General features: G+C 55.3%; 10 protein-coding genes. 8 read left to right on the top strand and 2 right to left on the bottom strand.

The genetic code is table 11. The annotated features are described in order from the left end of the window. Positions 1–200 precede the first annotated feature (200 nt). The 7 genes from ACXAIA_RS13105 to ACXAIA_RS13075 all read left to right on the top strand — a co-directional run bounded on the left by ACXAIA_RS13105 (position 201) and on the right by ACXAIA_RS13075 (position 9,746). Positions 201–1,157 carry an acetyl-CoA carboxylase carboxyltransferase subunit alpha gene (locus ACXAIA_RS13105; RefSeq protein ID WP_475349715.1) on the top strand — a complete coding sequence of 319 codons (957 nt, stop codon included), beginning with the start codon at positions 201–203 and terminating at the stop codon, positions 1,155–1,157. 126 nt (positions 1,158–1,283) lie between these two features. Further along, positions 1,284–2,120, top strand: a complete 837-nt coding sequence (locus ACXAIA_RS13100; protein WP_475349714.1) for an ion transporter — start codon at positions 1,284–1,286, stop codon at positions 2,118–2,120. Between the two features lie 114 nt (positions 2,121–2,234). After that, positions 2,235–3,014 carry an MBL fold metallo-hydrolase gene (locus ACXAIA_RS13095; protein ID WP_475349713.1) on the top strand — a complete coding sequence of 260 codons (780 nt, stop codon included), beginning with the start codon at positions 2,235–2,237 and terminating at the stop codon, positions 3,012–3,014. A gap of 93 nt (positions 3,015–3,107) precedes the next feature. Then, on the top strand, positions 3,108–6,335 hold the full coding sequence (locus ACXAIA_RS13090) for an ABC transporter transmembrane domain-containing protein (protein ID WP_475349712.1): 3,228 nt from the start codon (positions 3,108–3,110) through the stop codon (positions 6,333–6,335). Positions 6,336–6,394: 59 nt separating this feature from the next. After that, positions 6,395–6,640 carry a hypothetical protein gene (locus ACXAIA_RS13085; protein WP_475344612.1) on the top strand — a complete coding sequence of 82 codons (246 nt, stop codon included), beginning with the start codon at positions 6,395–6,397 and terminating at the stop codon, positions 6,638–6,640. A 175-nt stretch (positions 6,641–6,815) separates the two neighbouring features. Beyond that, a complete protein-coding gene (locus ACXAIA_RS13080) occupies positions 6,816–8,303 on the top strand; it encodes an NAD-dependent succinate-semialdehyde dehydrogenase (protein ID WP_475349711.1) in 1,488 nt (495 codons plus the stop codon). Between the two features lie 42 nt (positions 8,304–8,345). Next, positions 8,346–9,746, top strand: coding sequence for an aminotransferase (locus ACXAIA_RS13075; RefSeq protein WP_475349710.1), 1,401 nt, complete (start codon positions 8,346–8,348; stop codon positions 9,744–9,746). 131 nt (positions 9,747–9,877) lie between these two features. Here ACXAIA_RS13075 and ACXAIA_RS13070 read toward each other — a convergent pair whose 3' ends face one another. Together ACXAIA_RS13070 and ACXAIA_RS13065 are read right to left on the bottom strand one after the other, a co-directional pair. After that, the gene (locus ACXAIA_RS13070) at positions 9,878–10,279 is read right to left on the bottom strand and encodes a hypothetical protein (RefSeq protein WP_475349709.1); all 402 of its coding nucleotides are present in this window, start codon (positions 10,277–10,279) and stop codon (positions 9,878–9,880) included. Positions 10,280–10,473: 194 nt separating this feature from the next. After that, complete coding sequence (locus tag ACXAIA_RS13065) at positions 10,474–11,493, bottom strand: TRAP transporter substrate-binding protein (protein ID WP_475344603.1); 1,020 nt, start codon at positions 11,491–11,493, stop codon at positions 10,474–10,476. 219 nt (positions 11,494–11,712) lie between these two features. Here ACXAIA_RS13065 and ehuR point away from each other — a divergent pair, with 219 nt between their 5' ends. Further along, the gene (ehuR, locus tag ACXAIA_RS13060) at positions 11,713–13,110 is read left to right on the top strand and encodes a MocR-like ectoine utilization transcription factor EhuR (RefSeq protein ID WP_475349708.1); all 1,398 of its coding nucleotides are present in this window, start codon (positions 11,713–11,715) and stop codon (positions 13,108–13,110) included. Positions 13,111–13,198: the final 88 nt, after the last annotated feature.

The raw sequence follows: 13,198 nt of genomic DNA, 5'->3' as shown, positions 1-13,198 counted from the left end.
CGGACTTTGAGCCCGGTGTGATCTGGTTACTGGACGGGACTGGCATCAGCGTGCAAACTGACGACCAATTAAAGACAGCACCTGACGCTATATACTTTACGTAAACGGAAAATACAGGCTGCTCATCGGTCGACCCTTGACGTAGCGGGTCGATATACTATGTTCCGCCCCATTGTTTCCCAGTCGGATATGATGCACTGATGCATAACTTCCTCGATTTTGAAAAGCCGATCGCCGAACTTGAAGGCAAGATCGAAGAGCTCCGTCACCTGACGGGCAATGACGAAGTCAACATCGCAGACGAAGTCTCGCGCCTGCAAGAAAAGCTGACCAAGCTTTTGCAGGGCACCTATGGCAAGCTGACCCCCTGGCAGAAAACCCAGGTGGCGCGCCATCCGGACCGTCCGCATTTCACCGACTATATCGCCAACCTGTTTGACGATTTCACCCCGCTTGCCGGCGACCGCCAGTTTGGCGAAGACGCGGCAATCATCGGTGGGTTCGGTCGTTTGCAGGGCCGCACGGTGATGGTCATCGGCCATGAAAAAGGCCGCGATACCGAAACCCGCGTAAAGCACAATTTCGGCTCCGCCCGCCCAGAAGGTTATCGCAAGGCGATCCGCCTGATGCGTATGGCCGAACGGTTCAACATTCCGGTTGTCACCCTTGTTGATACCGCCGGTGCCTTCCCGGGTGCCGATGCCGAGGCACGCGGCCAGTCCGAAGCCATCGCACGGTCGATTGAAGCCTGCCTTGATATCAAGGTGCCGCTGGTTTCCGTCATCATTGGCGAAGGCGGATCGGGCGGTGCGATTGCGCTTGCGGTCGCAAACTCGGTACTGATGCTTGAAAACTCGATCTATTCGGTGATTTCGCCGGAAGGGTGCGCATCAATCCTTTGGCGTTCGGGCGATGAAGCCAAAACGGCCGCCGAGGCGCTGCGTCTGACCGCACAGGATCTTTTGCAGCTTGGCGTCATTGATGAAATCGTGCCCGAACCGCTTGGCGGTGCGCAGCGCGATGCCAAGGAAGCCTGCAAACGGGTTGGCAATGCCATCATCAAGTCGCTTGAAAGCATGGACGATGTCGAAGGTGGCGTTCTCAAAGCCCGCCGTCGCGACAAGTTCCTTGAAATGGGCCGCAAAGGCCTGAACTGATTTTCCATTCAGGGCGCAGACCATCGATAGCGATGCTGCGCCCTGTTGTTATTTTCCGGCGCAGTCTGTCCGTCGGTGACATCCGGCACAATGAAGCGCCCTTTTCCGACCTGGTCGGGAGGCATCATGAACGTTCTTCGCCGGATTGTTGAATCCAGCCGTTTTCAGAATTTCATCACCGCTGTTATTGCGCTGAATGCCGTCATTCTCGGGCTTGAAACATCCCCGACCGTGATGAATGCCGCGGGTACCGTCCTGCATGTGCTTGATCAGCTGGCTGTTGCGATCTTTGTGATCGAACTTCTGATGAAACTCGCCGTTTATCGGTTGGCCTTTTTCAAGCGCGCCTGGAACATCTTTGATTTCACCATTGTTGCCATCACCCTGATGCCCGCGGGTCAGGGCGTCTCGGTCTTGCGTGCACTGCGTATCCTGCGTGCCTTCCGCCTGATATCGACCGTGCCGTCCATGCGTAAGGTGGTCGAAGCCTTGATGCGCGCCATTCCGGGCATGATTTCGGTCCTGACCCTGCTGTCGCTGGTATTTTATGTTTCGGCTGTGATGGCAACCAAACTGTTCGGGCAAGGCTTCCCCGACTGGTTTGGCACAATTGGCGCGTCGCTTTATTCCCTGTTCCAGATCATGACACTGGAAAGCTGGTCGATGGGCATTGTGCGACCCGTCATGGAGTCTTATCCGCTGGCATGGCTGTTCTTCGTGCCATTCATCCTGATTACGACATTTGCGGTGCTAAACCTGTTCATCGCGATTGTGGTCGATGCGATGTCGACCCATGTCGATGTTGAAGAAACCCAGACACGTGGCGTGATCGAGCTGGATCATCAGGAAATCATGACCGAATTGCGCGCGTTACGGGCAGAAATGAGCAAACTCAGCAACGCGCAAAACGAACCGCCCCAGAACACTTCGTCCGAGCAAAACACACCGTCGCAAACACCCTGACCCGTCGGTCAGGATTGGTTTGCCTGCAAAAATTGGAACTTTCCTTATAAAAGGGGGTGGTTAAACGCCCCGAACCTCGTCTAATCTTTCGACAAAATATCGGGAGATCGGGGAATGAAACTTACGTTTGCGGGGACAGGCTCGGCCTTTTGTATGGCCGCCGACAATTTTCAGAGCAACATGGTTCTGGAAACGACCCCGTCGGGCGATGACCAGCCACAACGTCTGCTGATTGACTGTGGTTCAGACGCGCGCCATTCGCTGCGCAATCTTGGTTATATGCCAAACGATTTTCATGGCGTTTACATCAGCCATCTGCATTCAGACCATATCGGTGGTCTGGAATGGATGGCGCTGGCCAATTACTTTGTCTTTGATGGGCACCGCACCGAACTGTTTGCGGTCAAGGAATTGCTCGATCCGCTGTGGGAACATTCACTGCGCGGTGGCCTAGAAACCAGCGACCATGGCAACAGCAATCTGTCATCCTATTTCGATGTTGCACCGCTGACGACCAAGGACGGCTTTGACTGGCAGGGCATGCATTTTGATGTCATCCCGGTTGCCCATGTCGTGACACCGGAAAATACGATGTATTCCTACGCCCTGTTCGGGCATGGCAAGGACAAAACCTTTTTCCTGACAACAGATGCGATTTTCAATCCAAAAGACCATATGCCGTTCTATAAAAAGGCGGATATCATCTTTCAGGATTGTGAACTTGGCCCCCGCCATTCCGGGGTACATGCCCATTACGACCAACTTGTGACCCTGCCCGACGACGTAAAGGCAAAGATGTGGCTGTATCACTATCAGGCATATGACAAGCCCGACGCCGTGGCAGACGGATTTTGTGGATTCATTGAGCCGGAACAAAGTTTTGATCTTGGTTGATCAGACATTCGGCGCATAATCTGCACACTACCCAAACAATAAAACGAGCAAACGGGACAAAAATGTTCCAGATCCACAAAACGGGACGTGCGAATGCCAAAATCGGTTTTTGCCTATATCTGGCGTCATAGCCGCCTCCAGCAGATCATTCTGACGGTGATCACGCTGGCTTCTTTCCCGTTCCTGTATTACTCGCTTGATCTGCCCAAACAGATCGTCAACGAAGCCATCGGCGGTGCCGGTGCGCCTTATGACATCATGGGCTTTGACCTGACCCAGATCGAATACCTGTTCGCACTTTCCGGTATTTTTCTGGCCTTGGTCTTTATCAATGGCGGGTTCAAATACGTTATCAATGTTTATCGCGGGGTGATGGCCGAACGGCTATTGCGGCGCCTGCGCTATTTGCTGTTTGACCGTGTCTTGCGTTTCCCGGTGCCGCATTTCCGCAAAACCAGTCAGGGCGAAATCGTCTCCATGATCACCGCCGAGGCCGAACCGCTTGGCGGTTTCTTTGGCGAGGCGATCTCATTGCCGCTGTATCAGGGCGGTATCCTGATCACGATTTCGGCCTTTATCTTTATCCAGGACCCGTTGATGGGGCTGGCGGCCATCGCGTTTTATCCGCTGCAGGGCTATCTGATCCCCAAACTGCAAAAACGCGTCAATCTGCTGGGCAAACAGCGCGTGCAGAACGTGCGCCGCATGTCCGAACATATCGGTGAAACCGTTGGCGGGGCGACCGATATCCGCGCCAATGAGACCCAGGGCTTTGAACTTACCCATTTCACCCAGCGTCTGGGACGGATTTTCGATATCCGCAAGGAAATCTATTATCGAAAGTTCTTCATCAAGTTCCTCAATAACTTCATCGCCCAGATCACGCCGTTCTTCTTCTATTCGATCGGCGGCTATCTGGTCATCACCGGTGATCTGAGCTTCGGTGCGCTTGTCGCGGCCCTTGCCGCCTATAAGGACATGTCCGCACCGTGGAAAGAGTTGCTGGCCTATTACCAGCGCCTTGCCGATGCGCGCATCAAATACGAACAGCTTCATGAACAGTTTGAGCTGAGCGACCTTGGTCCTGAACATCAACTCGAAACCCAGACATCCAAGCCGCTGACCGGTCCGCTGGATGTCAGCGCGCTGTCATGGACCGATGATGACGGCACGCGCGTAGTCGAAAACGTGTCCTTTAACATGCCGCTTCCGGGCAAGGCGCTTCTGACCGGATCATCCGACAGTGGCAAGTCACAGCTCGCAAGACTTCTGGCGCGTATTCTTGATCCCAGTGGCGGTCGCATTCAATTTGCCGATCTTGATGCATCAAAACTGCCGGCCGCCGTGGTCGGGCAACGCTTGGCCTATGTCGGCGCGGATGCCTATCTGTTTAATGGCAGCATCTCGGACAACCTGTTTTATGGCCTGAAACACCGACCGGTTCTTCTCGAACAGGGCAACGACAACCCCGATCCGAAAAAAGACACATCGGGAACCGCCGTTGTCACCAGCAATGCCGCACCTGAAAAGGCAAAACCCTTCCCGGATCCGAAATTCGTTGACGTGATCGAGCTGTCCGATCCCACCGAATTGCCGTGGAAGCTCACGCGCGAGATGTATGACGAGATCAATATGTCGGGCAATATCCCCTATGATCCGTCTGCCGAATGGATTGACTATGTCGGTCCGGGCTTTTCATCGCGTGAAGACCTGCAAAAGGAACTGATGCGCCTGCTTGAGGTGGTCGGTCTGGATCGCGATATTTATCGTATCGGTCTGTTGCGCCGGATCAGTCCGGAAGAACGCCTGGATCTTGTCGAATCGGTTCTGACCGTCCGTCCGCGGCTCAAGGAAATTCTAGCAGAACGCCAACTGTCCGACCTTGTCGAACCGTATGACTTTGAAAAGTACAATGATAACGCGCCGGTCGGCGTGAACATCATGTTCGGGACACCGTCCCGCACGGAATTCAAGCGGTTCGACTTCCTGTCGCACCCCTATATTCAGAAAAGCCTGCGTGAAAACGGCCTTTACGACAAGATGGTCAAGATGGGGCGTGAAACGCTTGATCTGATGATCGAACTGTTTACCGGCCTGCCCCCCGGGCATGAATTCTTTGACCGTTACAGCTTTGTCTCGGCCGATGAAATTCCCGAGGTCAAAAACATCCTGCGCCGGACCGAAGGCGTCGCCGTTGATGACATGCGCAAGGAAGACCAGCTGCGTCTTCTTGATGTCGCCATGCATCTGACCCCGGCCCGTCACCGTTTGCGTGTGATTGATGACGGCTTCCGCGAACTTGTCTTGCAGGCCCGCCCCAAGGTCCGCGCCAATCTGCCCGAAGAACTGGCGAAATATATCGACTTCTTCGAGGCCGATGGTTATGCACCGGCCGCCCCGATCCTTGATAACCTGCTGTTTGGTCGTTTTGCCTATGGCCGTGCAAATTCCGAAGAACGCGTGGGCGAAGTCCTGTTTGAAATCGCCCATGAAGGCGGCCTTTACGAGGGGCTGGTTGCACTGGGACTTGAAAGTCAGGTCGGGGTTGGCGGCAGCCGCATGTCGCAAACCCTGCGTCAGAAAATCGCCCTTGTCCGTGCCCTGATCAAGAACCCGGACCTTCTCGTCGTTGACGAAGGTCTGTCAGCCCTTGATCGCGAAACCCGCGAAAGCATCATCAACTACCTGACCGGGGAAACAGACCATACCAGCTTGGTCTGGGTCGATGATGATGATCATGCCGGCGAAAAGTTCGACACCCTTCTGCACATGTCGAACGGCAAGCTGGTCAAACGTCGCAGCATGGCCGATGACAGCGAAACAACAACCGATGACGGCGAAGACGATGCCGCCGCACTGGCAAATGGCGACATCGATCAGGAAGTCCGGTTGCTGCGCACCATCCCGCTCTTTGCCGGGCTTGATCCCAGTGTCGTCAAGCTGCTGGCCTTTACCAGCCCGCGCCTGACATTCAAACATGGCGAGGTTCTGGTCAAACAGGGCGACCCGGGAGATGCGGCCTTTATCGTCATTTCCGGGCGCGGTGAAATCTGGCTGACCACTGATGAACATCAGACCCTGAAACTGCGTGATGTCCATCCCAAGGAAGTCATTGGTGAAATCGCCCTTCTGGTCGATGCACCGCGTTCGGCCACCATCCGCGCGGTCGAGGACATGACGGTCCTGAAACTCGACAAAGCCGAATTCCTTGGTCTTGTCCGACAGGACCAGGCGGTCTCCAACCAGCTGATCCGTGTTCTGGCCGAACGCCTTGATCAAACCACCAAACAGCTGACCAACCGCAACAATGACAAGGAATGACGAAGCTTCGCGCTTTGTCATTCCCGCCTTTTTTGACCTGACTTTATGAACTGCGCCCCATGAACAAAATCGCCTCCATCCTGCTTGCCGGACTGCTTGCCATTGTCATGCTGGGTGGCTTTATCGCCCTGGTAGGCGGCAGCATCGTCGGTGCGCTGGTCTTTGTGGTTGGCATTCCGGTCGCCTTTCCGATGACCACCAGCGTCGTGGTGCTGTTCTTTACTGTCATCATCATCCGTACCGTCATCGAAAAGCGCCGTCAGAAACGTGAAATGCGAAAATATCTTGATCGCGCAGAAGACTGAATTTCTGCGCTTTTTGGCCGCTGGCAGAAAAAACATTCGTTTTTTGCCGCTCCTCGCCAAAAAAAACGCATTAAATGGCACGGAGTTCGGACACCTCCTCTGACCAAGCGTTGCTACCTTCCTGTCAGTTCAATGACACGCTTCGCGCACACTGCGCTTAAGGAAGGAGGTCCCCATGACGGCACAATCAAAGGAACAACGCTGCGTATCACTCAGCCAGCTTTCCGATCTGCGTCTGCTGCGCGAACATGCCTATATTGATGGCCGCTGGTGCTCGGCTGATAATCTTCAGGTGATCGAAGTCACCAACCCGTTTGATGGCAGCTTCATCGGCACGGTGCCCAACATGGGTGTCTCCGAAACCCGCAAGGCAATCGCGGCCGCCAAGGAAGCCTTCCCGGCCTGGGCCGCCCTTCTGCCGCAGGAACGTGGTGCGGCGTTGCGACGCTGGCATGATCTTCTGATCGAAAACAAGGAAGACCTGGCCCTTCTGATGACCCTTGAACAGGGTAAGCCGATCAACGAAGCCCGCGGTGAAATCGACTATGCCGCAAGCTTCATCGACTTTTACGCCGAAGAAGCCAAACGGGTGAATGTTGAAAACATCACCTCCCACCTGCCCGGTCGCAACATGACGGTCAAACGTGAACCGATTGGCATCACCGCCGCGGTAACACCATGGAACTTCCCGTGCGCAATGATCACGCGCAAGGCCGCCGCCGCACTGGCAGCGGGTTGCTCCATGATTGTCCGTCCGGCCACCGAAACGCCGTTCTCGGCCACCGCACTGGCCGAACTGGCCGAGCGTGCCGGTATCCCGGCAGGTGTGTTTAACATCGTAACAGGCGATCCGAACCCGGTGGTCGGCGAGCTTTGCGGCAATACCGAAGTCCGCGCGCTTTCCTTTACCGGCTCGACCGAAGTTGGCCGTCTCCTGCTGTCGCAAGGTGCGCAGACGATCAAGAAAATGTCGATGGAACTGGGTGGTCATGCACCGTTCATCGTCTTCGACGATGTCGATCTCGACGAGGCCGTTGCCCACGCGGTGAATGCCAAGTTCGCAACCAGCGGTCAGGACTGCCTGGCAGCCAACCGCATCTTTGTTCAGCGCGGTATTTATGACGACTTTCTTGATAAATATGCCAAGGCCATCGCAGAGTTGCGGGTCGGCAACGGTATCGAGGAATATGTCGAAATCGGTCCGCTGATGCATGACCGTGCGGTTGCCAAATGCGAAGACCATGTTGCTGATGCGCGTGCCAAAGGCGCCCGTGTCCTGACCGGCGGCAAGAAAATGGGCGGGTTGTTCTATGCCCCGACCCTGCTGGCCGATGTCACCGACGACATGCAGATTTATCGCGAAGAAACATTTGGCCCGGTGGCCCCGGTCATGGCCTTTGATAGCGAAGACGAAGTCGTCGCCAAAGCCAATGACAGCGAATATGGCCTGGCTGCCTATCTGATGACCAAGGATTACGACCGTGCCGCACGTGTTTCGAACGCGCTTGAATACGGCATGGTTGCACTGAACTGCGTGAAAATCACTGGCGCTCCGATCCCGTTTGGTGGCGTCAAACAATCCGGCCTCGGCCGCGAAGGATCGCGTCATGGCCTCGAAGAATTTACCGAACTGAAATACGTCTGCGCTGCTTACAAAGCGTAATGCGCGCAAAGGCATCAACCGCATTCACATGGGAGAATTAAAATGAATGTCATCAAAAACACCACTGCAGATCTGCAGGAAATGGACCGGGCGCATTTCATGCACCCGTCGACCCACATGCGTCAGCACGCAGCCGGAGAAACCCCGAACCGCATCATCAATGGCGGCAAGGGTATCTATATCCATGACACCGAAGGCAAGGAAAGCCTCGATGCATTTGCTGGTCTGTACTGTGTAAACATTGGCTATGGCCGCACCGAAATTGCCGATGCGATCTATACGCAGGCAAAGGAACTGGCCTATTACCACACCTATGTTGGTCACAGTAACGAAGCGATCATTCGCCTGTCCGATCGTATCGTTAAAAGCGCGCCCGAGGGCATGCAGCGCGTCTATTATGGCATGTCCGGTTCGGATGCGAACGAAACCAACATCAAGCTGATCTGGTACTACAACAACATCCGCGGCCTGCCGCAGAAAAAGAAAATCATCTCGCGTTGGCGTGGCTATCACGGCTCGGGCATCATGACCGGCAGCCTGACCGGCCTTGCTGCCTTCCACAACGCATTTGATCTGCCGCGCAGCCCGGTTCTGCACACCACCTGCCCGCACCACTACTGGAATGCCGAGGCCGGTGAAACCGAAGCAGAATTCGCCAAACGCTGTGCGGATGATCTGGAAAAAATGATCCTGCGCGAAGGTCCGGAAACCGTTGCTGCCTTTATTGGCGAGCCGGTCATGGGTACGGGCGGCATCATCACCCCGCCGGAAGGCTACTGGGAAGCCATCCAGGCTGTTCTGAACAAATATGATGTTCTTCTGGTTGCCGACGAAGTCGTGACCGCCTTTGGCCGTACCGGCTCCTATTTCGGCTCCCAGCATTATGGCATCAAACCGGACCTGATCACGATCGCCAAGGGCGTCTCGTCGGGCTACCTGCCGCTTTCGGGCGTGATCATCGGCGAACGCGTCTGGAAAGTTCTCGAACAGGGGTCCGATCAGATGGGCCCGATCGGCCATGGCTGGACCTATTCCGCACACCCGGTTTGCGCCGCGGCAGCCAACGCCAACCTCGATATCGTCGATGGTGAAAACCTGACCGGCAACTCGGCAGAAACCGGTGGCTACTTCCAGAAGCGGATGCATGAAACCTTTGACAACCATCCGCTGGTTGGCGAAGCACGTGGCGTTGGCCTGATGGCAGCCCTTGAGTTTGTCGCAGACAAAACCAAGAAGGAACGCTTTGATCCGAATGCGAAAATCGGTCCGCGCGTTTCGGCAGCCTGCCTTGAGCGTGGCATGATTGCACGTGCCATGCCGCATGGTGACATCCTTGGCTTCGCACCGCCGCTTTGCATCACCAAAGCCGAAGTCGACAAAGTCATCGACATCGCCAAACAGGCTGTTGATGCAGTTGCCGACGAAGTCGCTGCTGGCAAATAAGCCAATCAAACATCACCGATAACCGCCGCGTCATACCTTCTTCCCGACGCAGCGGCCCACAGGGGCCGGACCCATGCCGGCCCCTGTTTTATTGTGTCGTCTGGCTGAATTGTGCCCCGATACAGCCAGGATTACTTACACTTCGTTTTATAGGCACTACCGTCCTTAACGGCATAGACAGAGCATGTTTTCTGTACGGACCCCATATAGAGAACCTTCACGACGACAAACTCACCATCACTGTCTTTTTGCCATGCGTCGCCATTGGCCAGGACAAGATCATAGCTGTTGCCCTGCTCTCCTCCTGGGTTAGTTGCACCTTTAACCACGTCCGGATCTGCCGATCCTTTCAGCACGTCAATGACGGTCACCTTGCCGTCAGAAGCGGTTTGCTTGAGCAAAGATGATGGGGCACGCCCGTCCCCCTGATAAACTTCCGCTTTTGGCGAAGTCACAACAGAGCCGAGCAACAGCAAAGCAAACATGATTGCCGGGAAAAGGGCGTCGCGCAGCCCTTGAAGCAGGTTGAACATATTCACAGCCAGATCCTTTCACGTCAGTTTCAACACCCAGTCCGGTCCTCCGACAGGGCAGGTATGAGACGCGTAAAGCCTGATGTTGTGAGTATCACCACGATCCGGGTACATAGCTTTCAGGACAAACAAAAACCCCCGCAAGCAGCGCCTGCGGGGGTTTTGAGAGATCCCGTTATGTTCGGGAATTCTGATTACATTGCGGTACCGAATTCTTCACGAAGCGATTTCAGCACTTCTTCGGTGTCGCCGCCAACTTCGTCAACAAGGCTTGCGCCAATGCCTTTGGAAGCTTCCTTGAACACCGAACGCTGTTCTTCGTTCAGACGGATAACTTCGATTTCCGGCTTGGCTTCCTTGATGCGTGCCAGCGCTTCTTCATTGGCCTTGGTCTGGGCTTCATAGATGAAGTCGTCCAGTTCGGCCTTCACCTCTGCCAGCATCTCTTTACGCTCGTCAGACAGACCGTCATAGAACGCCGCGTTCGATACCACGGTGGTGGTGTATTGCTGCTGACCGGCATAGATCAGATAGTCGGTCACTTCGTAGAATTTCGCACTTTCAACGAAGAAGATCGGGTTGACCTGTGCGTCAATCACACTGGTCTGAAGACCGGAATAAACTTCACCCCACGGCAGAGCCACCGGATCGGAACCGAACGACTCATAAGTTTCGATCAGGATTGGCGAGGTCATCACGCGGAACTTCACACCATCGAAATCAGCCGGCTTTTCGACCGGTTTCTTGGTGGTCCAGACCATTTCGCCTTCCGGGTACATGGTATAAAGCTTGAGCCCCTTGGACTCGAAATCCTTCGACAGACCGTCATAAATCGTCGGGCTGGAGGACAGGACCTTCTTGTTCACCTCGTTATCCTGCGACAGCAGGTAGGGAACGCCAAAGACCTGAATTTCCGGAACAAAGGTCCCAAGGTGACCAGGGGATGCGTTCGAGAACTGAACAGCACCGGCTGCGGTCAGCTCGGTAATGTCATTCTCGGTGCCCAGCTGGCCATAGGTGTAGATGGTCACGTTCACATCGCCATCGGTCTTTTCTTCAACCAGGCGCTTGAATTCCTGCGCATACAGGTCCTGAACATCACCCGGGCTCTCTTCGTGGGCGAATTTCCATTCCTCGGCGTGGGCAGCGGTCCCGGCAACTGCAAACAGCGCAGCAGCCGATAGGGTCGCCTTAAGGAGTTTGTTCAAACTCATATCGAAGTCTCCCGTGTTTTCACGCGCAACGACCGGCTATGCAGCCTGAAATCGGGGGCGTTTGGTTGGAACATCACTGTCATGAACGCGCAAAGTGTTGAAATGTTCCTGCATCAGGTCAATGCTAGTTTTGTCTCATGACAAATTAACATCCAGACCTACACAGAACCCCGCCCCTCATGTTAGGCTGCCAAAAATATCAGGGGTGGAAATAGAAAAATGTGGTTACCTGAAATCGACCTAAGTGGCGAAACAGGTCCGAAATACAAGGCACTCGTCGAAGCAATCATTACCGATATCGAAGCAGGCAGACTTCGGCATGGTGTCAGGATGCCAACACACCGTGAACTGGCCTATCGCCTTAAAGTCAGCGTGCAAACTGTCAGTGCGGCCTACAAGGAAGTCGAACGACAGGGCTATCTCAGATCCGAACGCCGGCGTGGCACCTTTGTGCAGGCCCGGCTGACGGACCGGGCATCGTCCTTTATCCTCGACAGCCGTCAGCCCGATCTGATCGACCTTTCGATTGTGCGCGCGGCCTATACCGACTTCCACAATGACCTGTCGCGCCAGATGCATGCCAAACTGGCCGAAGAACCCCATCACAGCTGGATGGAAAGCTGCCGGCCCGTCGCCGGGTTCGAGTATCACCGCGAGATCGGCCGCACCTGGCTTGCGGGCATGGGGGTTGATGTCGAACTGCCCAACCTGCTGATTACCAATGGCGCGGCACAGGGCGTCTTCACCGCCCTGTCCACCGTCATTCAGCCCGATGATGTCGTGCTGACCGAAAGCCTGACCGATCATGGCGTCATCGGATCGGCCAGCATCCTGCGCTTTAAGCTCGGTGCTCTTCCCACCGATGACGAAGGCATCCTGCCCGATGCGTTTGAGCGCGAATGCCGCACCCGTCAGGTCCGCGCCCTTGTCGTCACCCCGATCTTTACCAACCCGACCAATTGCCTGATGGGGCTTGAACGGCGCAAACGCATCGCCGAAATCGCCGAACATTATGGCGTTTACGTCATCGAGGATGATGTCTATCGCCCGCTTCTCGAAGAAAATCTGCCGCCAATCACAAGCTTCCTGCCCAAACTTGGCTTCCATGTATCAAGCCTGACCAAGGTGGTTATGCCGGGGCTTCGCACCGGCTTTTTGACGGTGCCGGCACATTTGTCGATTCGCGCCAGCAGCGTTTTGCGCGTCACCGGCTGGATGGGGACTCCATTGATGGCCGAGATCGGCGCACGCTGGATTGCCGATGGCACCGTCGATCAGGCCGTAACCGTGCAGCGCGCCCTGATGCGCGAACGTCAGGCACTGGTGGCCGATATTCTTGGCGATGCGGTTGTCCGTCATCACCCGACCTCCTTGTCGGCCTGGGTCCGCATTCCCGAACACTGGCAGGAAGAATGGTTTGCCTCTGAACTGCGGAAAAACGGGGTTGCGGTCACGATTTCCGACCCGTTCATGACGGTCAAGGTGCCCCGGCCAAATGCCATGCGCATTTGCCTTGGCGGTGCCGCCGACACCCCGAGCGCCCATCACGCCCTGATCCAAATTCGCCATACCATGGATCAGATGCCGGGCGTCCATGCGTTCGACGTGATGTATTGATTTTGTGTCATGACAAAAATCTGATTGAACCACCACAAAGCGTTTTTATTCTGACAGGACCGGCGTGAAGCGGAAGACAGCCCGTGTG

It is taken from the genome of Thalassospira sp. ABL2_045, assembly GCF_056161285.1.
Note: the sequence above shows the minus strand (reverse complement) of the source record. Positions and strands in the feature narration are given on the sequence as shown.